Here is a 21,198-nt window from a genome sequence, read left to right as displayed (position 1 = left end):
CCAATGGATCATGTGTTGGCCGAACGCATTTTAACGTTTATGCGCGATGAGGCGTACAAACCGCTGACCGTTGAGGAACTGGAGGAAGCGTTTGGGATTGAGGATGCGGACGGGTTTAAGGAATTTGTCAAAACGCTTGTCGCCATGGAAGAGGAAGGCCTTGTCGTCCGGACGCGCAGCAACCGCTACGGCGTGCCTGAGCGGATGAATCTCGTGCGCGGCAAGGTGACCGGCCACCCGAAAGGATTCGCGTTTGTCACACCGGAGGAGCCGGGACTGGATGATATTTTCATCCCGCCGTCCGAATTGAAAAACGCGATGCATGGCGACACGGTGCTTGTGCGCGTCCAAGCCGATTCATCCGGGGCGCGCCGCGAAGGAACGATCGTCCGCATTTTGGAGCGCGGGGTGAAAGAGGTCGTCGGCACGTACACGGAAAGCAAATATTTCGGCTTTGTCATCCCGGATGACAAACGGATCGTCAATGACATTTTCATCCCGAAAAACGCGGCGAACGGCGCGGTCGAAGGGCATAAAGTCGTCGTCCGGCTCACCTCGTACCCGGAAGGACGAATGAGCGCTGAAGGGGAAGTCGTGCAAATTCTCGGCCATAAAAACGACCCGGGCGTCGACATTTTGGCGATCATCTATAAATACGGCCTTCCGCTTCAATTTCCAGAAGACGTGATCGAGCACGCCAACCGGGTGCCGGACGTCATTACGGAGAAAGACTTGGAAGGGCGCCGCGATTTGCGCGGCGAGATGATCGTCACCATTGACGGCGAGGATGCGAAAGACTTAGACGATGCGGTGACGGTGACGAAGCTTGAAAACGGCAACTATAAGCTCGGCGTTCATATCGCCGATGTCAGCTACTATGTTGAGGAAGGCTCGCCTATTGACCGCGAGGCGTATGAACGCGGCACGAGCGTTTATTTGGTTGACCGCGTCATCCCGATGATCCCGCATCGGCTGTCGAACGGCATTTGCTCGCTCAACCCGAAAGTCGATCGGCTGACGCTCTCGTGCGAAATGGAAATCACCCCGCAAGGAGAAGTCGTCCGCCATGAAATTTTCCCAAGCGTCATCCGCACGGCGGAACGGATGACGTATTCCGATGTCAATAAAATTCTCGTTGACAAAGACGAAGCCTTGCGGGAAAAATATGCGCCGCTTGTGCCGATGTTTGAGCTGATGGCTGAGCTTGCCGACATTTTGCGGGCAAAGCGGATAAAGCGCGGGGCGATTGATTTCGATTTTAAGGAGGCGAAGGTGCTTGTCGATGAAAACGGCAAGCCGTACGATGTCGTCTTGCGCGAGCGGTCGGTCGCTGAGCGGTTGATTGAAGAGTTTATGCTGGCGGCGAACGAAACGGTGGCTGAGCATTTCCATTGGTTGAACGTGCCATTTATTTACCGTGTTCACGAGGATCCGAAGCCGGAAAAACTGCAGCGCTTTTTAGAGTTCATCACGAACTTCGGCTATGTCGTGAAAGGAACGGGCAACCAAATCCATCCGCGCGCCCTCCAGCAAATTCTCGAAGCGGTGCGCGGCGAGCCGGAAGAAATGGTGATCTCGACCGTCATGCTTCGGTCGATGAAACAGGCGCGCTATGACGCCGAGAGCCTCGGCCATTACGGCCTGTCGACCGAGTTTTACACCCATTTTACGTCACCGATCCGCCGCTACCCGGATTTGATCGTCCATCGGTTGATCTGGACGTATCTCATTAACGGCCAGATGGATCTTGACACCCAGCAAAAATGGGCGGAAAAGCTGCCTGAAATTGCGGAACACGCTTCCGATATGGAGCGGCGCGCCGTTGAGGCGGAGCGGGAGACGGACGATCTGAAGAAAACCGAGTTTATGGAAGACAAAATCGGGATGGAGTTTGACGGCATTATCAGCTCGGTGACGAACTTCGGCTTGTTCGTTGAGCTGCCGAACACGATCGAAGGCTTGGTGCACGTCAGCTACTTAACGGACGACTATTACCGCTACGACGAACGCCACTACGCGTTGATCGGCGAACGGACCGGGAAAATGTACCGCATCGGCGATGAAATCACCGTCCGCGTCATCAACGTCAACAAAGACGAACGGATCGTCGATTTTGAAGTCGTCGGCATGAAAGGGCGCCGCCCGCCGAAAGCGAAAGCCGCTCCGGTCGTCATTGAAGGGAAAAAGCAAAAACAGGCCAAGGCAAAGGCGGAAGCGAAAACGAACAGCGGCAAAAGCCGCCACGCGAAGGCGAAAAAGAAGAAAAAGAAAAAACGGTGAGGAAAAGCCTCGCGCCCGGCTTTTCCTTCTTTTTCGTTTTTGATAAAATAAGAAACGCTACGATGAGGAGGGGGAAAACGGATGCCGAAAGGCGAAGGAAAGGTCATCGCGCAAAACAAAAAAGCACATCACGATTATTTCATCGAGGAAACGTACGAAGCCGGCCTCGTGCTGCAAGGGACGGAAATCAAATCGATCCGCAACGGCCGGGTGAATTTGAAAGATTCGTTCGCCAAAGTCGAAAAAGGGGAAGTGTTTCTCCATAACATGCACATCAGCCCGTACGAACAAGGCAACCGCTACAACCACGATCCGCTGCGGACGCGAAAGCTTTTGTTGCACCGCCGCGAAATCAACAAACTGATCGGCTACACGAAAGAGCAAGGGTATACGCTCGTGCCGCTCAAACTGTACATTAAAAACGGCTTTGCCAAAGTGGAGCTTGGTGTGGCCAAAGGGAAGAAAAAATACGACAAACGGGAAGACATGAAGCGGAAAGAAGCGCAGCGCGAAATCGAGCGGGCGTTCCGCGAGCGGCAAAAACTGTAGAAGAAGTCCGCGGTGGTTGGGGCGCTGGCCGCGAGGAGAAACTTGGACTCATCGGGCTTGATTGGCCGTGCGCGCAGCGGGTTTGGAAACGGGCGAGCCCCGTCCGTATGGCGGGCGCTTCCGGGACAGGACGAATGGTTTCAAACAATAAAGAAGATGTCTTCCAACATCGCCCCCGCCGTTCGAGGGAAATCCTGTTTTTTGGCGGAATTGAAAACATTCCCATTGCAAATGCGCACCGCCATGGTATAATAAAAAGTGCAACAGCCGGTTATCCCATGCTTAAGCTGTTCCGGTCTTTCTTCGCACCGCGGGGACGATCCGGATTCGACAGGGGTAGGTCGAGCTTAAGCGGCGAGCCGAGGGGGACGTCCTCGTAAAAACGTCACCTAAAGATAACTGGCAAACAAAACTACGCTTTAGCTGCCTAATTGCTGCAGCTAGCTCCTCCCGCCATCGCCCGTGTGGCGTCCGAGGGGTTCATATGAAGCGGGCTACGCCCAAATCCGCCGCCTGAGGATGAGGGAAGAGATGAACCAGGCTAGCCGCCGGGAGGCCTGTCGGTAGGCGGAACGGACGGCGAAGCGAAATATACCGACTACGCTCGTAGATGCTTAAGTGGCGATGCCTCTGGACGTGGGTTCGACTCCCACCGTCTCCATTTCCAACATCCGAACGGTTCGGACGAGAAACCGTGAAACCCTTGATGCGACTGCATTTGCAGTCGTTTTTCATTTTTGGGGAAGCCCGAAAAAAACGATAGAATCCAGAAAAATTTTGCGCGGCTTTTTATTGTAACCCATGGTGCTAGTTGAGCGTTGACGCTCAACTAGCACCATGGGTTATTGTTACATCTTATCCGAAGTGGTGATGAATATGATGGAAATTGAGGGGAAATTTAAGACGCTCAAATACTTTGTAGATGGGTATTATAATCAATCGATGATCATGAATTTGACGATATGATTAGAGAATTTAGAGACGAAGAACCAGAGAGTTTGGTTCATGCATTAAGAGCTGAATTAGCTGAATTACAAAAACTAATAGACAATGGGGATAGAGAAACATTTAAAAAAATAGAGATTTTATTGCATGATAATAGTTTACGATATATTGAGTTTGAAGATGGTCAAGCGTTTATTAATCGTGTTTTAAATGTTCTGGATAATAAAAACTAAAATATTCTCACCCAATTAATTAAAAAGCCTTTCTCATTCGAGAGGGTGAATCCACAAACACTTCATTTGAAGTGTTTGTGAATCTTGCGCAGAACGTGCAAAAAGAGAGAGTCAACGATACATATAGGGGATTCCGTACGTCTCTGTTCGGTTCAGTTCTGGGTATTCGGAAGTGAAATGAACCAAAATCGGACTGCCATCGCAGGAAGGAAAATGACGGAAAAAGTGCCGGTCTCCGTAGCGAATGGCTTCTAGCGCCAAGGTCAATTCTTGTTCGAATACTTGTTTTCGGCGGATGTTTTCTTCCTTGCCCATTTGCTTGCTACCGACAAACACATAAATGAACGAGGCGAGATGTTGCCCTGCCTGTTTCCATTCTCCCAATACTTCATCGCGCATGGCATTGAGCCGTGTGGTCGCGAACGAGCGGCCGATCGCTAAATAGAGGTCTCCCGTCGCATCAGAGTGAGTTAACGTATACATTCGTCCGATGAGCGGGAACGTATGGGTGGTTCCGGCGGCGAACTGGGTGTGTAGCCGGTCGATAGAAAGGTGTTTCATGGCGGTCCCTCCTTCTTTCATCTTGTTCTGCAGCGATGATGGGCCCATAATATGAATATGCGCCTCGTTTGTTCATGATGAATGGATTCGTGATCGGGAAAAAGAGATAAAAAAGAAGGCCGAACGAGCGAATCTTTCGCTTCGTTCGGCCGAGCGATCGGCGCCTGTTAGTCGGTTGCGGCGGATGGCTCTTTGTCTGCCGCTGCTTCACGATGAGCGGCAGGAGTGTCGGCTTCGGCCCATTGCGGGCGCCAGGCGATGCAAAGCGCCCCGCCGATGATGCCGAGAATCGTGCCGACTAAGAAGCCGCCCAAGGCGCCCATGATCGACAGAATGGCACTGAACATACCGATGATGCCGAGCAAGGTGGATAGCCGCGGCATGGCGTAGGAAAGAATCCCCATCAACATGACCATGCCGCCAAGGAAAAAGCCGGCGAACACCATGCTTCCGGGAACGAGAGAAATTTCGTATAGCTGCATCGGAATCCATAAAATCACAAGGCTTGATAACAAGAGAAACGTCGCCCCCCAAAACGGGCGGCGTTTCCGCCAGCGACCGAACGCCTGCCAGCTAGAACGAATGATGCCCAATGTTTCTCATCCTTACTGAAATTAGTTGAGTTTTTCAAAGTACACTTTCATGCCCGGCAGCGATACTTTTTGCTGGAATAAGTAGACGGTTTTGATATCGCCGTTTTCGATCGTAATGCTGTCGGCTCCTTGTGTGAATTCTTTGGCCGCTTTCTCGACTGGGTTGCTCGTATCGCCGACATAGCTTTCTTTCATCGTCAAGCTGCCGAAGGAGATGTTGCCGTTGATTTGCGTCGCTTTTTGCACGAGGCCGTCAATGGAGACAGGCTCGCTCGCGACAATGACGACGCGAATGCCCAAGGCCGGGAAGTCTTTCGAAATCCGAAGACCTTGAATCGTCGCTTTATCCATTTCATTGACGAAGACCGGCGTCTGCGGCGCATTGCCTGCTTCCGCCACGCCGCCGTACATTTTAAACCCGCTGCCGTTTAGCTTGTCAAACTGAACAGTGAATTCGCCGACCCCGCTGATTGGTACGGCATAGGCGACGCCTGTCAGCCCGAAGGCGGACAACATAAGAGTGAGGGCAAAAAATCCTCCGAGCAAGGCGAGAAGCAACGGTTTTTTGGCCGTGTGCCCTCCTACAATCAGTGATTGGCTGGCCATATTCATGAACATTCTCCTCCCCTTCACATAAATTGAAAGCGCTTTAAATATAGATTTAATTAAATATTAAAATAATTCAAATAAAATAAAATCCCTACATTTGTAGGGTTTTTTCCCGTCTTCGTCGCAGAGGGGAGAAGGAATCAACGCACGCGTTGCGAAAATACAATAGTGAGGGAACACGGTCGACCAAAAAAGGGGGGCGTTGCCTTGTCAACAGAATTGCACAATCATTTGTTTCGACTGCTGAGAGAGGCTTCGGATATTTTGCGGCAGTATGAAAGGGAAGTGAACCGGGAATGGAAGCGGATCGGCGAAGCGCTTGGCAAGCGGAATGCGCGGGTTCAAGAGGTGTTTTCCACGCTGTGCGCATTCGTTCAGGCAAGATTGCTCCCGTACGGGGGCGAACACCCAGCGAATAGGCATCTCGAACGCATTGCGGCGTTTCATCCGGAGATGGTCATATTTTCCCTAAATTTAATGGAAAATACGGTTCATCAAGTGTTGAAGGCGCATGCGTCAGCGGCTGCTACGCTGCACCCAGCCGTGCGGTATTTGTTTTTCAAATGGAATGAATGGTTGTTGTATGAAATGAATGAGCAATCATTCAAAATCGGCCGCGATTCCTCGTGGAAAAAAGAATCCTTGTGGAAAGACGCCGTCATTTTGTTCAACGAATGGATTTTGCGGGCGCAGACGTTTGAGGAATCGGCGGCGCATATTTGTTTTGGTTTTTCCTATTTTCTTCCTTTCAGCCGCTGCGCTCTGTTTCAATTTGTCAATCAGGAGAGCACAGCCATCGGTCTGCACGGGCATGGCGTGGACAACGGGCAAATTCAGCGCTTGCGCGTGGAATTGGACAGCATTCCGATGTTGAAAGAAAGTGTGGGGAAATTGAAAGCGGAAGTGCATGAATTTCGCCATTTTCGTCCGATTTATGTGCCGAGGGCGAGCGAACAGTTTCCGCGCCTGTATGTGGACCCGTTCGGTTTGGCCTCGCTGGTGATCGTTCCGGTGTATGTGCCGACGGAAGGGAGGATGATTGGAGGCGTCGTTCTCGACCGCGGACCGGGCCGCTTCTTTGCCGTTGACCGCCGCCTGTTTCCCGCGCTGATGAAATTTGGCCAAAGCGCGGGGGAGTTGCTGTTGAAATGGATCAAGGCGCCAAAAAAAGAATGGGAAGGGATGGCGGAATCCTTGTCGCCAAGAGAAATTGAGATTTTGAAGCTGCTCGCCGACGGAGCCTCGACATTGGAAGCGGCCTGTCAGCTTTATTTGAGCGAATTTACGGTGCGCGACTACATTTCCAGCGCCTTAAGGAAACTCAACGCGAAAAATCGGACGGAAGCGGTGGCAAAAGCGCTGCGTCTTGGGTTGATTGGATGACGAGGCGGACTGGTCTGTCCGGCCGTTTCATTTCACACCATTTTCGCCGATTGCTCACCGTTTTTTGGCTGTTTGATCGTTTTGTTGTGCAAAAGATTCCAAGCATTCGCCGCTTTCTAGCGGCGTAACCATCGTTGGAAGCGGCTTGATGAGTAGGCATCAAGGCCGCTTTCTTTTTTAGGGCGCTTGGTTTTTTGTCATGTTCTGCATGGGGCGGCATATGGATAAAAAGGGAATCTTCTTCAGCGCATCAAAAGGGAGGAAATGAGAATGAACCAGCCCTACGCGTCCCATGCTTCGTCACCGCAGCTCATTGCCCTGGTTGACCCGTATGTGTACCACGCTTTCCAAGCTTTGAACGGCAAAGAAGTGGTGGTGGAAACCGTCCGCGGTTCGATCCAAGGAACTGTGAGGGATGTGAAGCCGGACCATATCGTCATCTCGGCGCATCAGGCGGTTTATTACATCCGCTTGGCGCAAGTGGTGTCTGTTCGCCTCAGCAATTAATGGAGAGGAGGAAAAGAGTCGTGGTATTTCAGCGGATCGACCGGCTGGCGATCGAATTGCCGAAGCCGAAGTACGCGGACCCCAATGCGGCTGCCGCTGTCCAGGAGCTGCTTGGCGGCCGTTTCGGAGAAATGTCGACGTTAAACAATTATTTGTTTCAGTCATTCAATTTTCGGCAAAAACAGAAGCTGCGCCCGTTTTACGAGTTGGTGGCGAGCATCACCGCCGAAGAGTTTGGCCATGTGGAGCTCGTGTCCAATGCGATCAACCTTTGCTTGACCGGCTCCACCCATCCAGGTGATCCGGATACAGCGCCGATGAAGGATGCGAAAGACAAGCGCAATACGTATCATTTTATCGCGACGGCGCAGACGGCGTTTCCCGGCGATTCGATGGGGAAGGCGTGGACGGGGGAGTACGTGTTCAACAGCGGCAACTTGATTTTGGATTTGCTTCACAACTTTTTCCTTGAATGCGGAGCGCGCACGCATAAAATGCGCGTCTATGAAATGACGGACCACCCTACCGCCCGCGAGATGATCGGCTACTTGCTTGTGCGCGGGGGCGTTCATATTTTGGCGTACGCCAAAGCGATCGAAGTGGCTACGGGGGTCGATGTGACGAAACTGCTGCCGATCCCGAAGTTGGATAACCGTGTGTTCGACGAGGCGAGAAAGTATGAGGATCAAGGCGTCCACCGCCGGCTTTATACGTTCAGCGATCGCTATTACAAAGAAATCGTCCGCATTTGGCAAGGAACCCATCCAAGCGATGGACAGCCGCTCGAGGTGGTCGAAGGAGCGCCCCAAGGGGGGGCGATCCCCGATTTGGACGAAGTGCCGGAAGAATTCGCCCCCGGGATTTCGGCCGAAGATTTTTTCGAAATCGCCAAGCGGCTGCAGCGGTCGGCAGGGTTGTGATGAGGCGCCCAACGGCGCCTCATTTTTTGAAAAGCAGGTCATTGAACAAAAAGGACGGCGCAACGAGGGCATGACGTTTCCCTTGAGCGTCCACGATTGGAGGAATCGCTATCTTTCTTCATGTTGTTCACCGGCGGCGCGGGCGGCAACGGTTTGGAGCACGTCGAGGAATGTTCGGGCGCTTTTCGGCAAATACCGTTGTCGGTCGAGGATGGCGGCGGCTTCCGCTGTCATCGAAGAGTCGATGATCTCCAGCACCTTGATGCCAGGGAGGCGAAACAAGGCTACGGTGGATTGCGGCACAATGGTGGCCCCGAGGCCTTGGGCGACAAGGGAGAGCAATATGGTCGCGTCCGGGCATTCGCATAGAACGTTCGGTTCAAAGCCATGACGGCGGCATTCCTCGATGACCCGCTCGTACTGTCCGGCGCCGTGCACCCGGTGGAGAAGGAGAAGCGGCCAATCCGCAAAATCGCGCATGCATAATGAGGGTTGGCCGGTTTTCCATTGCGCCGGCAACACGCCGACATAACGTTCGCCGGGCAGACGGATGACGTCGTAATCAGCCGAGTCGATCGGCAGGCGGACGATGCCGATGTCAATGCGCCGCTCGTAAAGCAGCTGACAAATGGAAAATGTATCTCCTTCACGGAGATGAAAGGTCACGTTCGGAGCTTGTTCATGGAAGTGACGGATTGCTTGGGCCAAATAGTAAAAGCACGATTTGACGCAGCCGATCGACAGCGTTCCCGCCGTTCCCGCTTCGATTTCTTTTACTTCCGCCACGGCGTCATCAAGCTGGGCGAGCAGCCGTTTCGCCTTTTCGTAAAACGCTTTGCCTGGTGCGGTGAGCTCCATTTTTTTCGCCTTTCGATCAAATAAAGGAACGCCGAGCTCTTCTTCGAGCTGCTTCAGCTGCTGGCTGAGCGGCGGCTGGGCGATATGAAGCTTTTGCGCCGCTTTCGTGATTTGCCCCTCTTCGGCAATCGTGATGAAGTATTTCAGCTGCTTCACATCGATCATGGTCGTGCCTCCTCTCTTGCTTCCATATCTTTTTCGTATAGGATGGTTGATCATTTTTGTATTTTTCATATATGAAATCATATGTTATATTAATTTTGAACATTCTGAATGATAGCGCTTCCTTATCTATTATACGTGAAAACGGGGGGAATGAAAATGCCGGCCAAAACAGGTCAGGAGTATATGGAGCGGCTCAAGCGGGCGAAAAGCAGCGTGTACATCCACGGGGAAAAAGTGGAGGATGTCACCGTTCATCCGGCGTTTTGCAACGTCGTCCGTTCGATGGCGGCGCTTTACGACCGGCAATATGAAAAGCCGGAGAAAATGTTGTACCGGTCGCCGACAACCGGGCAACTCGTCGGCATGACGTTCATTCAGCCGACAACCATTGACGAGCTCATCGCCCGCCGCGAGGCGACGCAAGAATGGGCGCGTATGTCGGCGGGGATGATGGGCCGTTCTCCCGATTATTTAAACGCGGAAGTCATGGCCATGGGCGTCGCCAATGATCTATTTGCCGAAGATGATCCGATGTTTGCCGAAAACGCGAAAAACTACTATGAGTACGCGCGTGAAAACGACATCAGCTTGACGCACACGCTCATCCATCCGCAAATGAATCGCGCCAAGGCGCTTCATGAACAAAACGATGCCGATGTGCCGCTCCATTTGGTGGAACGGCGAAAAGACGGGATCATCGTCAGCGGCATCCGTCTGTTGGCGACGCAAGGCGGGATTACGGACGAAATTTTAGTGTTTCCATCAACCGTGAAAAAATCGACAGCTGGTGAAGACCCGTACGCGCTCGCCTTTGCCATTCCGAACAATACGCCGGGCGTCAAGTTCATTTGCCGCGAGGCGTTTGACTACGGGCGGAGTGCGTGGGACCATCCGCTGGCGTCCCGCTTTGAAGAGGGCGATGCCATCGTTTCGTTTGAAAACGTGTTTGTGCCGTGGGAGCGCGTGTTTGTTTGCGGCAATTCATCGATTTGCAACCGGACGTTCCGTGAGACGAACGCGGTCATTCATATGTCCCATCAAGTGGTGGCGAAAAACATCGTCAAAACGGAGTTTTTGCTCGGTGTCACGCTTTGTCTGATCGAAGCAATCGGCATCGGCGAATTCCAGCATGTGAAAGATAAAGGGGCGGAAATCATGCTCGTCCTCGAGACGATGAAGAGCCACCTGTACCGGGCTGAGCACAATGCGAAGCGAGACCGCTGGGGAACGATGACGCCGGATTTTGCCGCGCTCGATGCCGCACGCAACTGGTATCCGCGCATTTATCCACGGCTTTCGGAGATCATCCGCATTTTAGGAGCATCGGGGTTGATGGCGATTCCGACTGAAGCCGATTTCCATCATGAAGAAATTGGAGATATCGTCCGCCGCGCGATGCAAGGGGCGACGGTGGACGGCTATGAACGCGTCCAGCTGTTCCGTCTCGCCTGGGATCTCACGATGAGCGCGTTCGGAGCCCGGCAGACGCATTATGAATATTACTTTTTCGGCGATCCCGTTCGGATGGGGATGGCGTATTTTGACGGCTATGAAAAAGAGCCGTATCAACAGTTCGTGCGTGAATTTCTGCGCGGCGCCAAAAGTGTGTTCATTCCTTCTGACAGCCAGCGGTGACAGTGCAAATGGAGTTGAATTTTATCGAAAGGGGAGAAGGATGGTGAAATTTTCCATTATTCGCTGCGCCCGCGCGGTGCTGCATGTGACTGATTTGGCCGCCGCCCGCGATTTTTACGAACGGGTGCTTGGGTTTGTCGTGACGGAAGCGGATGAGAGCCATCTGTATTTGCGGGGGCTGGAAGAATATCATCATCATAGCCTTCTGTTGAAAAAAGGGCCCCGCCCCGCGGTCGAGGCGCTTGGCTACAAAGTCGGTTCCGAGCAACAATTGGAAGCGCTTTATGAATGGTTTGCGGCGCAAACGCTGCAGCCGAAATGGCTGGAAGCGGGAAGCCAGCGAGCCGTCGGGAGAGCGTTTCGCGTGCAGGATTCGTCCGGGCTGCCGCTTGAGTTTTTCGCGCATATGGACAAAACTGAGCGGCTGTTGCAGCGGTATGACTTGCACCGCGGCGCCCGCGTGCAGCGCATCGATCATTTCAACTGCGCGGTTAGAGATGTAAAGAACGCGTACGACTTTTATGTCCATGGTTTGGGCTTTGCCTGCTCAGAGTATACGGAAACAGAGGATGGGAAACTTTGGGCGGCATGGCTGCACCGGAAACAAAATGTTCACGATTTGGCGCTGATGAATGGGAAAGGGCCTCGTCTTCATCATATCGGTTTTTGGCTGCCTGACCCGCTCAGTTTGATCCATGCGTGCGATGTGCTGGCGGCGGCTGGATATGCGGCAAACATTGAACGCGGGCCGGGCCGCCACGGATTGTCGAACGCCTTCTTTGTCTATTTGCGCGACCCGGATGGCCACCGAATTGAGCTGTATAACGGCGACTATTTGACGAGCGACCCCGATTTTCCGCCGATCCGCTGGGATTTGGACGATCCAAGGCGCCAGACGTTTTGGGGGCATGCGGCGCCGGACAGCTGGTTTGAAGAGGCGTCCGTCGTTCTTGATGTTCACAGCGGTCAGCCGATCGAGCCGGACGAACCGACATTGGCGAAGCAGAAACCGACCTTCCTGATTTAGAAAAAAACCGCCGTCCTTCTGCTCGCGGTTTTTGGATCAAGATTATATATGATTTTATCGTTGATTTTATATATGATAATGTGTACAATATAAATAAGATTCGGAAAAGTAAAACAAATAGGGGGAGAAAGGATGGCATACCGCGAGGCGAAAGAACGGCTGCGCGGCTCAATCGCGCCGGTCGTCACGCCGTTTGATGAGGAAGGAAACGTGGATTTTGCGGCGCTCGCCGCGCTCATCGATTGGCATATTGAAAGCGGCACGCACGGCATTTCCGTCACGGGAACGTCGGGAGAGCCAAGTTCGCTGACGCTTGACGAACGGAAACAGGTGATGGAAACGGCGAAAAAAGCGGTGGCGGGTCGGGTGCCGTTCGTGCCGGGGACGGGCTCGACGAACCATGCGGAAACGATCGAGCTGACCAAATTTGCGCAGGAGATTGGGGCTGATGCGGCGATGGTCATCGTCCCGTATTACAATCGCCCGTCTCAAGCTGCGCTCTATAAGCATTTTAAGGCGGTGGCCGAGTCCGTTGACATTCCGATCATCATCTACAATATTCCGGGGCGGACGGCGGTCAATTTGGAAGTCAAAACGTTGGCGCGGTTGGCTGAAGATTGTCCGAACATTATCGGCGCGAAGGAGTCAAACAAAGATTTTGAACATGTGAACCGAGTGCTGTGGCACTGCGGGCGCGATTTCCTTCTCTTTTCCGGCATCGAGCTGTTGTGCTATCCGATGCTGGCGATCGGCGGCGCCGGTTCGATCAGCGCGACGGCGAACGTCGTGCCGCATAAGGTGGCCGAGCTGCATGATGCTTGGTTTGACGGCGACATCAAGCGGGCGCAAGATCTTCATTTTGAACTGATGGAGCTCAATGATGTGCTGTTTATTGAAACGAATCCGGGCCCTGTCAAAGCAGCGCTCGGCATGATGGGGAAAATCACCCCGAAGCTCCGGCTGCCGCTCGATTTGCCAAGCGAAGAACATCAGCGGCAAATCCGCCGCACGCTCGTCAAATACGGACTGCTGGCTGAAGAGCCATCCAAAACGGCATAACGGGGCGGGAGGAGAAGCGATGGTCAATGTGCGCTTGCGTCTGGCCGGCATGAGGCGGACGATTGAGGCAAAGGCGGATCCGCACGGCGGGACGGTGTCGTTTGGCGGGCAGACGCACCGCATTGATGAATTGGAATGGGACGCGCCTATTGGCGGGGCGATGTACGGGGTGGCGCTGAATGATGGAAAGGAGTGGGCGGCGCTGTCAAAAGAGATGAACGCCCCGCCGTATGAAAAGCCGCCGGAAGGCCCGGTGCTGTATATGAAGCCGGCAAACACCATCAACGCCCATCGGCGTCCGGTGCTTCTGCCTCGTTGGGTGAAGCATCTTCAGGCTGCTCCGGCGCTCGGGCTGGTGATCGGGCGGACGGCGGCGCGCGTGCGGCGCGAGCAGGCGCTCGATTTTGTATTCGGCTATACGATCGTGAATGATCTGTCGATTCCACACGAGCAGCGGCACCGCCCGGCGGTGAAGGAGCAGGCGCGCGACGGGTTCGCCCCAGTCGGCCCGTGGATCGTGCCGAAAGAGGAAGCGTCGCCGCTCTTTTCGCTCACCGCGCGCGTCTACGTCAACGGGCGCCTCGTCCAGCGTGCAGACCTGAGCCGCTTTCGCCTTCCAGTCGAACAATGGCTTGCTGAGGTGACCGAATTTATGACCCTTTACCCAGGCGATGTGCTGTTTTTCAGCTGGCCGGCCGATGCGCCGCTTGTTACAGCAGGAGATGTGGTGCGCATCGAAATCGAAAGGATCGGTGTGTTGGAAAATGAAATCGCCCTGGAACAAGGAGGCGATGAATGATGAGGCGGGCGCGTGTGGCCTGGAACGGAATCGTGACCGAAGCCGAGCCGCTCGACGATGGCCGCCTCCGCCTGCCGGACGGAACGATCGTCGGGGAGCTTGACGTGATGTGGCTTCCCCCGGTGGAGCCGGGCGTGATCGTGGCGCTTGGATTGAATTATGCCGAGCATGCCGGCGAATTGTCTTTTGTTGCGCCGAAAGAGCCGCTTTTATTTTTCAAAGGGAAAAATACGCTCATCGGCCATCGCGGCCGAACCGTTCGCCCGGAGGGGGTCAACATGATGCATTATGAATGCGAGCTCGCGGTCGTCATCGGCCGCCCGGCCAGCCGGGTGAGGGCGGAACGGGCGTACGACTACATTTTCGGTTACACGATTGCCAACGATTACGCTGTTCGCGACTACTTGGAAAATTACTACCGGCCGAATTTCCGCGTCAAAAACCGCGACCGGACGACGCCGCTAGGCCCGTGGATCGTCAGCCATGAGGAAGTCGGCGATCCGATGGCGCTTCGTTTGCGGACGTATGTCAATGGGGCGGTTGTGCAGGAAGGATATACGGGCGATATGATTTTTTCGATCCCGTATTTGCTTGAGTACATCACCGAATTCATGACGCTCGCGCCTGGCGACGTGATTTTGACCGGCACGCCGAAAGGGGCGGTGAACGTCCAGCCCGGCGATGAAGTCGTGGCCGAAATCGAACGCATCGGCCGGCTGATCAATTACATCGTCTAGCCAAAGGAGGAGGAATGATGCCGCACTTTATTTTGGAATACACGGCCAATCTCGGCGAAGAGGCCGATATTCGCGGCTTGCTTGGAAAAATTCACCGCGTGTTGATCAAGCGGAGCGATTGGTTTCCCGTCGGCGGCATCCGCTCGCGCGCCATTCGGCTTGACGAGTACTATGTGGCTGATGGGGCCGAAGACGATGCGTTTGTGCACGGGACGCTGAAAATCGGCGCCGGGCGTCCGGAACAGGTGAAAAAAGAAGTCGGCGACGAGCTGTTTGCCGTGATGAAAGACCATTTCGCCCCGCTGTTCGCCAAACGCTATTTGGCGCTGTCGCTTGAGCTGTATGAATTCAACGAGGCGGGGACGTATAAACACAACAACATTCATGCGCGTTATCGGACATAGCGGGAGGGGGAAACGAATGGCAGTGCAACCAAAAGTGCTTCATTATATCAATGGGCAGTTTATGGAAGGGGCAGCCGGTGCGTATTTCGACAACATCAATCCGTTTACGAACGAACCGATCAACGAAGTGGCCGAGGGGCGGAAAGAAGACATCGATGCGGCGGTTCGGGCGGCGAAGGAGGCGTTTGATCACGGGCCGTGGCGGACGATGCCGGTTGAAAAGAGGCTCCGTTATTTGTTCCGCATTGCCGAGCTGATTGAAACATATGCGGATGACATCGCCTATTTAGAGGCGCTCGACACCGGCATTCCGATCAGCCAGGCGAAAAAGCAAGCCGCCCGCGCGGCGGAAAACTTCCGCTTTTACGCGGAAATGGTGAAGACGCGCCTTGTCGGCGAGGCGTACCATGTGAATGGACAGTTTTTAAACTATACCGTTTATAAACCAGTCGGCGTCGCCGGGCTCATCACGCCGTGGAATACGCCATTTATGCTGGAAACGTGGAAGGTGGCTCCCGCGCTGGCGACCGGCAACACCGTCGTCTTGAAGCCGGCCGAATGGTCGCCGTTGACGGCGAATAAACTGGCGGAAATCATCGATGAAGCCGGGCTGCCTCGCGGGGTGTTCAACGTCGTGCACGGGTTTGGCGAAACGGCGGGCGCCGCGTTGGTTGCCCACCCGGATGTGCGCCTCATCTCGTTTACCGGCGAGACGACGACCGGCATGGAAATTATCCGCAACAGCGCCGCAACGTTGAAAAAAACATCGATGGAGCTCGGCGGCAAGTCGCCGCTCATTGTGTTCGCCGATGCGGATCTCGAACGGGCGCTCGATGCGGCGGTTTGGGGGATGTTTTCGCTCAATGGCGAACGGTGCACGGCCAACTCGCGGCTTTTGCTTGAACAGTCGATTTACGACGAATTTGTCGCCCGGCTGAAAGAGCGCGTCGACCGCATCGTCATCGGCGACCCGATGAACCCGGCGACTGAACTCGGTCCGCTCATTCACCGCGATCATTGGGAGAGGGTGAACCGCTATATTGACATCGCCAAGCAAGAAGGGGCGGACGTCTATGCCCCCAGCGTTCCAACAGGATTGGAAAAAGGCAATTTTGTGCCGCCAACGTTGCTGCTTGGTTGCCATAACGGCATGAGGGTGGCGCAGGAAGAGATTTTCGGACCGGTCATGGCGGTCATGTCCTTTGCGGATGAAGAAGAGGCGATACGGCTGGCGAACGATGTGAAATACGGGCTGGCGGCATACGTCTGGACGAACGATATGAAGCGCGGCCACCGCGTCGCCCAAGCGATCGAAAGCGGGATGGCGTGGGTCAACTCGCCGAACGTCCGCGATTTGCGCATCCCGTTTGGCGGGACGAAATACAGCGGCATCGGCCGCGAAGGTGGGCATTACAGCTTTGATTTCTATACGGAAGTGCAAGTCGTCCACGTCGCCGTCGGCGATCCGCCGATCCCCGCGTTCGGCAAGGGGGAGAAACCGACCGCCTTGTCTGCCGAACAGGCATAACGACTAGTCAATGTATATGATCTAGTATATGATAAACGTATGGAAACGAAAGCGAAAAACAAAACCCAATTGGCTTACGAGTATATTCTTTCCCGCATTGAAAACGGCGTCTATGGCCCGGGATACCGCGTCGTCATCGATCAAATCGCCCGCGAGCTTGGACTCAGCAGCATCCCGGTGCGCGAGGCGATCCGCCAGCTCGAGGCGGAAGGGCTTGTCGAATTTAAGCCGTATACAGGCGCCGTTGTGAGCAACATCAACGAGAAAGAATATATCGAGACGCTGTCGGTGTTGGCTGTGCTGGAAGGCTATGCGACCGCGCTTGGCTCCGCCAATTTGACGAAGGAGGCGATCAACGAGCTTGAGCGGTTGAACGAACGGATGGAGCGGGCGCTTGAAGAGCTGGAGCTGGAACGGTTCAGCGAGCTGAACTATGAATTTCATTCCTTGATTTACGCCCATTGCGGCAACGCCTACCTCGAAGAGCAAATCAAGCAAATTTGGCAGCGGATGAAGCGCATCCGCGTGTACGGATTTACGTTTGTCCCGCAGCGGGCGAAAGCATCGATCGAAGAACATCGAGAGATCATCCGTCTGTTGCATGAACAGGCGCCGCCGCATGAAATCGAACAATACGTCCGTCAACACAAAATCAACACCGCCGAAGCGTTTAAGCGGCGGCGCTGATCTTCTTCCGCTGAGCGGGTGGCAGAGGCGTACCTTGGAGCGGCGGGCCGCCGATGACAGCCGTATATCGTCGTTGTTTCTTTCCCCTATTTCTGCTATGATGGGGGTAGATTTGACCCTCATTTCGGCATGAATGGGTCTCAGCCATAGAGGCAAGATGTCGGACGAAGCGCCCGTCGTGTGGAAACATCAAGAAGGAAAGCCGCCCAACCGCCAGCGGAAGGCGCAGGGCGGCTGATGACGAAAAGGGAAGGATGGGAGAACCGTATGGATGATCGTACATTTCGCAGAGCCATGGGAAAATTTGCGACCGGCGTGACGGTCGTGACGACCGAATTTCAAGGGGAAGCGAAAGGAATGACGGCGAACGCGTTTATGTCCGTTTCGCTCGACCCGAAACTTGTCGTCGTCTCCATTGGCCATAAAGCGCGAATGCATGACATTGTCAAGCAAACGGGGAAATTTGCCGTCAACATTTTGCGGCGCGATCAAGAGGAGTTGTCGCGCTTGTTTGCCGGCCAGTTGAAAGAAGAGCGCCCCGTTTCGTTTGATTGGGTGAACGGCCATCCGATTTTGCCGGAGGCGTTGGCGAATATTTTATGCAACGTCCACAGCACGTACGTGGCCGGCGATCATACGCTTTACTTTGGGGAAGTGACCGATATTTTGATGAAAGACGAACCGGGCGACCCGCTCTTGTTTTTTGAAGGGAAGTACCGGAGCATTGGACAATAAGCGCCCTTGGATGGATCGGGGCCGCTATGTCGATGCGGGTACGACGCAACAGGCAGTTCAGCCCGTCATCTTGCGTCCCGGCCGTTTCCATGGCGCTATTAGAAAAGGTGTCCCGCTGTTTGGGACACCTTCGTTGTTATTTTTTCAATACATCGTGATCAACGTACCGTTCGCCGTTCAGTTCGCTGATGACGTTGATGGCGACTTTCGCCCCGTCGCCCGCTGTGATGATCGTATGAACGCTGACGCCGGCCACCGTCCCCGCCGCCCAAATGCCGTCGATGTTCGTTTTGCCATTGGCGTCGACGTCAATCACCGTTTTAATGCGCGGCTCCGTGCCCGGTTTGGTGCGCAGGCCGATTTTTTCCGCCAGATCCGTGGCGACGCCGGTGGCGAAAATGACGTGTTTCGCCTCAAAGGAGCCGTTTTCCGTTTCGAGGCGGAATCCCCCGTCTGTTTTTTGCACATTTGTCACTTGCGTTTCCACCAATTCCGCCCCGAATTTTGCGGCTTGCTTTTTCCCGGTTTCCACCAATTCCGGGCCGCTGATTTCCGGAACCCCGTAATGGTTTTCCACCCAAGCGCGCTTTGTCATGCCTTTGTCGCTGTCAAACAAGACCGTTTTCTTCCCGGCTTTGGCGGCGAAGATCGCAGCGCTTGCCCCCGCAGGCCCGGCGCCGATGATGGCGATGTCGTACATCGTGACCGCCTCCTTCTTTTGAATATTGGCACTATTATTACCTTATCACAAATAGAAAAAGAGTCCAAATGATCTGCTCATTATTTATAATTATTATCATTTTGTATTTACTTTAAATAATCATGGGTGTATAATAGATACCAAACACGCAGCAAAGGGGAGGAAACGCGTGAATAAACCGGCCGTTTGTGAACAGTGCGGTCAGCCGTTGCGGCGGCTGAAACATTCGCTGCTTTGTCAATGCGGGATGAAAATTGTCGTGCAAAAATAATATACCGAAAAAACGGCTTCCTGTTTCTGTCGCATTCAACCGGCGAATGGCGCCGGTTTTTTTCTGTCCTCATTTGGGGCGGCGGCGAATATATAAAAGTAAAACCGCATTTTTCACAAGGGTTGGTGCCGCTGATGCACGACAAACGAGATTTGGGCGCCCGCTTGGCCGCCTTTTACCGAGGGATGGCGGAGTGGGTGGGACAAAAGCAGAAGTATTTTCCTCTTCCATCCCATGAAGAGAGCCGGGATCAGTTGCTTGCTTGTTTATATATGAGGGAGCACATGCCGTCGGATTTGCGTGAAGCGATGGAAGACGCCGGATGGCGGCTCGAGGGGCAAGAGGCTCATCTCATCGACGCGATCGAACAAGTTTTGGCCTATTTGCGCACGCGGGTTGATGGCGGATGGGAGCTTCGAAAGATGACAAGAAAGGAAGCGAAACAGTTGCTTCATAAACGGGCGGAGGCAGTGTTCGGAAGCCCAAGTTCTGTTCGGCCGACACGCATTATGGTGACGATGGACGAGGCATGGGTGGATGAGCCGGGGCTGATCGAGCGGCTGCTTCTTTATGGCATGGACATCGCCCGCATCAACTGCGCCTACGGTTCTCCGGAAACGTGGGAGGCGCTCGTGGCCATCATTCGTCAAGCCGAGAAGCAGTTGGAGCAACAGCTGCAGGGGAGGCGATGCCGCATTTACATGGATCTGCCGGGGCCAAAAATCCGGGTCGACCGCTTGGCGGTCAACGCGGGGCCGATGAAGCTCTCTGTGAAGAAAAATCTATATGGAGAGCCAATGGAGCCGCTCTTCGGCCTCATTTCCTTCTCTTCTTCCCCGCCGCCGTCTCCGCTCCCCCGCGATGTTTCATTCTTGTGGCAGTTGACGGCTGAGGACGGAGCGACCGTCGAAGAAGGGGATGAACTGCTGTTTACCGATGTGCGCGGAAAAAAACGAAAACTTCGGGTCACTGAACAAATCGCGCCGTCTTGTTTTAAAGTTCTTCTTTCGCGGACGGCCTATGTGCAAAAAGGGATGAAACTGCGGCGCGGGTCGGCTTCTTTCACTCTATGTTCTGTTTTGTTCATTCCAATGAAAGCGTTTGTCACGGTCGGTACACCGCTGTATATTTATTTCGATGACGCTGCGTTTGCACAGGCGCAGAATGGCTGCGGTGTGAAAATGACGACGACGTTGGCGAAAGCGTGGCGCAATGTGCGGGCGGGAGACCGCCTTTATTTGAACGACGGCCAAATTGCAGCGCGGGTCGTGAAAGTGCACGAGCGGCATGTAGAGGCCAAAGTCGTTGCCGATGGCGGAAAGCGAAAAGCGATTAAGCAAGGAACGGGCATCCATCTTCCCGATTCGTTTCTCCATTTGACTGTTCCGCCGCTCACCGACCGCGACCTTGAATGGATTCCGTTCATCGCGAGATGGGCGGATATCGTCGGGCTGTCGTTTGTTCAGGCCCCTCATGACCTGCGAAAGCTTTATCATTTGCTTGCCGAACAAGGGGCTGGTTCTCTCCCGGTGATCGCGAAAATCGAAACGCGGGCGGCGCTTCATAACTTCGTTCGCATCTTGCTTGAGGGATTGAAGTTTCCGGCGTTTGGTGTGATGATTGCGCGCGGCGATTTGGCCCTGGAGATTGGATTTGAACATCTTGCGGCCGCACAGAACGACGTTTTGGCGCTATGCCGGGCGGCTCACACCCCGGTCATTTGGGCGACGCAAGTGCTTGAACAAATGGCGAAAAAGGGAATTCCGTCGCGCGCGGAAATCTCGGATGTTTTTCTTGGAAAACAGGCGCAATGCATCATGTTGAACAAAGGAAGGCATATTGCGGAGGCGGTGCGCTTATTGTCGTCGTTGTTGGAAAAGGAGGAGAGGCAGAGTGAGCCGCTGGCGATGCCGAAAACGGACGGCGAACGGATGAACCTGCTTAACTTGTGGGAGGATGAAGGGTGAGCGTTGGCCACTGCTTCCGCCGTCTGTTTGAGAAATGAGCCGCTCC

General features: G+C 54.1%; 21 protein-coding genes and 1 other RNA gene. 17 read left to right on the top strand and 5 right to left on the bottom strand.

The features are described from left to right. Window positions 1-3 precede the first annotated feature (3 nt). The 4 genes from rnr (at window position 4) to ETR37_RS09610 (ending at window position 4,007) form a co-directional block, all read left to right on the top strand. Window positions 4-2,280 carry a ribonuclease R gene (rnr, locus tag ETR37_RS09625; protein ID WP_015375777.1) on the top strand — a complete coding sequence of 759 codons (2,277 nt, stop codon included), beginning with the start codon at window positions 4-6 and terminating at the stop codon, window positions 2,278-2,280. 81 nt (window positions 2,281-2,361) lie between these two features. Next, complete coding sequence (smpB, locus tag ETR37_RS09620) at window positions 2,362-2,829, top strand: SsrA-binding protein SmpB (RefSeq protein WP_013144268.1); 468 nt, start codon at window positions 2,362-2,364, stop codon at window positions 2,827-2,829. 312 nt (window positions 2,830-3,141) lie between these two features. Next, window positions 3,142-3,493: a transfer-messenger RNA gene (gene ssrA, locus ETR37_RS09615) on the top strand. A 298-nt stretch (window positions 3,494-3,791) separates the two neighbouring features. Continuing rightward, window positions 3,792-4,007, top strand: a complete 216-nt coding sequence (locus tag ETR37_RS09610; RefSeq protein WP_223813714.1) for a hypothetical protein — start codon at window positions 3,792-3,794, stop codon at window positions 4,005-4,007. A gap of 111 nt (window positions 4,008-4,118) precedes the next feature. Here the strand turns inward: ETR37_RS09610 and ETR37_RS09605 are convergent, their stop codons facing one another. The 3 genes from ETR37_RS09605 to ETR37_RS09595 all read right to left on the bottom strand — a co-directional run bounded on the left by ETR37_RS09605 (window position 4,119) and on the right by ETR37_RS09595 (window position 5,773). Beyond that, window positions 4,119-4,568, bottom strand: coding sequence for a staygreen family protein (locus ETR37_RS09605; RefSeq protein WP_129447195.1), 450 nt, complete (start codon window positions 4,566-4,568; stop codon window positions 4,119-4,121). 167 nt (window positions 4,569-4,735) lie between these two features. After that, window positions 4,736-5,161, bottom strand: a complete 426-nt coding sequence (locus ETR37_RS09600) for a DUF6114 domain-containing protein (RefSeq protein ID WP_013144270.1) — start codon at window positions 5,159-5,161, stop codon at window positions 4,736-4,738. Window positions 5,162-5,182: 21 nt separating this feature from the next. After that, window positions 5,183-5,773, bottom strand: a complete 591-nt coding sequence (locus ETR37_RS09595; protein ID WP_015375775.1) for a DUF6230 family protein — start codon at window positions 5,771-5,773, stop codon at window positions 5,183-5,185. A gap of 204 nt (window positions 5,774-5,977) precedes the next feature. Between ETR37_RS09595 and ETR37_RS09590 the strand changes: the two genes are divergently transcribed. The 3 genes from ETR37_RS09590 to ETR37_RS09580 all read left to right on the top strand — a co-directional run bounded on the left by ETR37_RS09590 (window position 5,978) and on the right by ETR37_RS09580 (window position 8,580). After that, window positions 5,978-7,153, top strand: a complete 1,176-nt coding sequence (locus tag ETR37_RS09590; RefSeq protein ID WP_015375774.1) for a helix-turn-helix domain-containing protein — start codon at window positions 5,978-5,980, stop codon at window positions 7,151-7,153. Between the two features lie 270 nt (window positions 7,154-7,423). Next, a complete protein-coding gene (locus tag ETR37_RS09585; protein ID WP_013144273.1) occupies window positions 7,424-7,660 on the top strand; it encodes a YuzF family protein in 237 nt (78 codons plus the stop codon). A 20-nt stretch (window positions 7,661-7,680) separates the two neighbouring features. Beyond that, window positions 7,681-8,580, top strand: a complete 900-nt coding sequence (locus ETR37_RS09580; protein WP_014196698.1) for a manganese catalase family protein — start codon at window positions 7,681-7,683, stop codon at window positions 8,578-8,580. A 108-nt stretch (window positions 8,581-8,688) separates the two neighbouring features. Here the strand turns inward: ETR37_RS09580 and ETR37_RS09575 are convergent, their stop codons facing one another. Then, window positions 8,689-9,603 carry a LysR family transcriptional regulator gene (locus tag ETR37_RS09575; protein ID WP_129447194.1) on the bottom strand — a complete coding sequence of 305 codons (915 nt, stop codon included), beginning with the start codon at window positions 9,601-9,603 and terminating at the stop codon, window positions 8,689-8,691. A 156-nt stretch (window positions 9,604-9,759) separates the two neighbouring features. Between ETR37_RS09575 and hpaB the strand changes: the two genes are divergently transcribed. The 9 genes from hpaB to ETR37_RS09530 all read left to right on the top strand — a co-directional run bounded on the left by hpaB (window position 9,760) and on the right by ETR37_RS09530 (window position 18,214). After that, window positions 9,760-11,238 carry a 4-hydroxyphenylacetate 3-monooxygenase, oxygenase component gene (gene hpaB, locus ETR37_RS09570; protein ID WP_129447193.1) on the top strand — a complete coding sequence of 493 codons (1,479 nt, stop codon included), beginning with the start codon at window positions 9,760-9,762 and terminating at the stop codon, window positions 11,236-11,238. 43 nt (window positions 11,239-11,281) lie between these two features. Next, window positions 11,282-12,265, top strand: a complete 984-nt coding sequence (gene hpaD, locus ETR37_RS09565; protein WP_129447192.1) for a 3,4-dihydroxyphenylacetate 2,3-dioxygenase — start codon at window positions 11,282-11,284, stop codon at window positions 12,263-12,265. A gap of 132 nt (window positions 12,266-12,397) precedes the next feature. Continuing rightward, the gene (gene hpaI, locus ETR37_RS09560) at window positions 12,398-13,324 is read left to right on the top strand and encodes a 2,4-dihydroxyhept-2-ene-1,7-dioic acid aldolase (RefSeq protein WP_081133075.1); all 927 of its coding nucleotides are present in this window, start codon (window positions 12,398-12,400) and stop codon (window positions 13,322-13,324) included. A 19-nt stretch (window positions 13,325-13,343) separates the two neighbouring features. Then, a complete protein-coding gene (locus ETR37_RS09555) occupies window positions 13,344-14,123 on the top strand; it encodes a fumarylacetoacetate hydrolase family protein (RefSeq protein ID WP_129447191.1) in 780 nt (259 codons plus the stop codon). Beyond that, window positions 14,120-14,860: a fumarylacetoacetate hydrolase family protein gene (locus tag ETR37_RS09550; protein ID WP_015375767.1), complete on the top strand. Its 741-nt coding sequence runs from the start codon at window positions 14,120-14,122 to the stop codon at window positions 14,858-14,860. The genes ETR37_RS09555 and ETR37_RS09550 overlap by 4 nt, the downstream gene beginning before the upstream one ends. A gap of 17 nt (window positions 14,861-14,877) precedes the next feature. Continuing rightward, the gene (locus ETR37_RS09545; RefSeq protein WP_013144279.1) at window positions 14,878-15,264 is read left to right on the top strand and encodes a 5-carboxymethyl-2-hydroxymuconate Delta-isomerase; all 387 of its coding nucleotides are present in this window, start codon (window positions 14,878-14,880) and stop codon (window positions 15,262-15,264) included. Window positions 15,265-15,280: 16 nt separating this feature from the next. Next, on the top strand, window positions 15,281-16,792 hold the full coding sequence (hpaE, locus tag ETR37_RS09540) for a 5-carboxymethyl-2-hydroxymuconate semialdehyde dehydrogenase (RefSeq protein WP_033006480.1): 1,512 nt from the start codon (window positions 15,281-15,283) through the stop codon (window positions 16,790-16,792). A gap of 39 nt (window positions 16,793-16,831) precedes the next feature. Continuing rightward, window positions 16,832-17,479 carry a GntR family transcriptional regulator gene (locus tag ETR37_RS09535; RefSeq protein WP_015375765.1) on the top strand — a complete coding sequence of 216 codons (648 nt, stop codon included), beginning with the start codon at window positions 16,832-16,834 and terminating at the stop codon, window positions 17,477-17,479. A 267-nt stretch (window positions 17,480-17,746) separates the two neighbouring features. Then, a complete protein-coding gene (locus tag ETR37_RS09530; protein WP_013524562.1) occupies window positions 17,747-18,214 on the top strand; it encodes a flavin reductase family protein in 468 nt (155 codons plus the stop codon). Between the two features lie 136 nt (window positions 18,215-18,350). Here ETR37_RS09530 and ETR37_RS09525 read toward each other — a convergent pair whose 3' ends face one another. Further along, entirely contained in the window at window positions 18,351-18,914 is a 564-nt protein-coding gene (locus ETR37_RS09525) for an FAD-dependent oxidoreductase (protein WP_015375759.1), read from the bottom strand. A 405-nt stretch (window positions 18,915-19,319) separates the two neighbouring features. Here ETR37_RS09525 and ETR37_RS09520 point away from each other — a divergent pair, with 405 nt between their 5' ends. Next, complete coding sequence (locus tag ETR37_RS09520) at window positions 19,320-21,152, top strand: pyruvate kinase (RefSeq protein ID WP_240673890.1); 1,833 nt, start codon at window positions 19,320-19,322, stop codon at window positions 21,150-21,152. Window positions 21,153-21,198: the final 46 nt, after the last annotated feature.

Source organism: Geobacillus sp. PK12 (assembly GCF_004123125.1).
GTDB classification, from domain to species: Bacteria; Bacillota; Bacilli; order Bacillales; family Anoxybacillaceae; genus Geobacillus; species Geobacillus zalihae.
Note: the sequence above shows the minus strand (reverse complement) of the source record. Positions and strands in the feature narration are given on the sequence as shown.

Coding starts and splice junctions, on each gene's coding strand:
- ETR37_RS09605 (WP_129447195.1), bottom strand. CDS start 4,568: ATGAAACACCTTTCTATCGACCGGCTACACACCCAGTTCGCCGCCGGA.
- hpaI (WP_081133075.1), top strand. CDS start 12,398: ATGGCATACCGCGAGGCGAAAGAACGGCTGCGCGGCTCAATCGCGCCG.
- ETR37_RS09535 (WP_015375765.1), top strand. CDS start 16,832: ATGGAAACGAAAGCGAAAAACAAAACCCAATTGGCTTACGAGTATATT.
- ETR37_RS09550 (WP_015375767.1), top strand. CDS start 14,120: ATGATGAGGCGGGCGCGTGTGGCCTGGAACGGAATCGTGACCGAAGCC.
- ETR37_RS09525 (WP_015375759.1), bottom strand. CDS start 18,914: ATGTACGACATCGCCATCATCGGCGCCGGGCCTGCGGGGGCAAGCGCT.
- hpaB (WP_129447193.1), top strand. CDS start 9,760: ATGCCGGCCAAAACAGGTCAGGAGTATATGGAGCGGCTCAAGCGGGCG.
- ETR37_RS09610 (WP_223813714.1), top strand. CDS start 3,792: ATGATTAGAGAATTTAGAGACGAAGAACCAGAGAGTTTGGTTCATGCA.
- ETR37_RS09575 (WP_129447194.1), bottom strand. CDS start 9,603: ATGATCGATGTGAAGCAGCTGAAATACTTCATCACGATTGCCGAAGAG.
- hpaE (WP_033006480.1), top strand. CDS start 15,281: ATGGCAGTGCAACCAAAAGTGCTTCATTATATCAATGGGCAGTTTATG.
- smpB (WP_013144268.1), top strand. CDS start 2,362: ATGCCGAAAGGCGAAGGAAAGGTCATCGCGCAAAACAAAAAAGCACAT.
- rnr (WP_015375777.1), top strand. CDS start 4: ATGGATCATGTGTTGGCCGAACGCATTTTAACGTTTATGCGCGATGAG.
- ETR37_RS09555 (WP_129447191.1), top strand. CDS start 13,344: ATGGTCAATGTGCGCTTGCGTCTGGCCGGCATGAGGCGGACGATTGAG.
- ETR37_RS09530 (WP_013524562.1), top strand. CDS start 17,747: ATGGATGATCGTACATTTCGCAGAGCCATGGGAAAATTTGCGACCGGC.
- ETR37_RS09520 (WP_240673890.1), top strand. CDS start 19,320: ATGCACGACAAACGAGATTTGGGCGCCCGCTTGGCCGCCTTTTACCGA.
- ETR37_RS09595 (WP_015375775.1), bottom strand. CDS start 5,773: ATGAATATGGCCAGCCAATCACTGATTGTAGGAGGGCACACGGCCAAA.
- ETR37_RS09585 (WP_013144273.1), top strand. CDS start 7,424: ATGAACCAGCCCTACGCGTCCCATGCTTCGTCACCGCAGCTCATTGCC.
- ETR37_RS09545 (WP_013144279.1), top strand. CDS start 14,878: ATGCCGCACTTTATTTTGGAATACACGGCCAATCTCGGCGAAGAGGCC.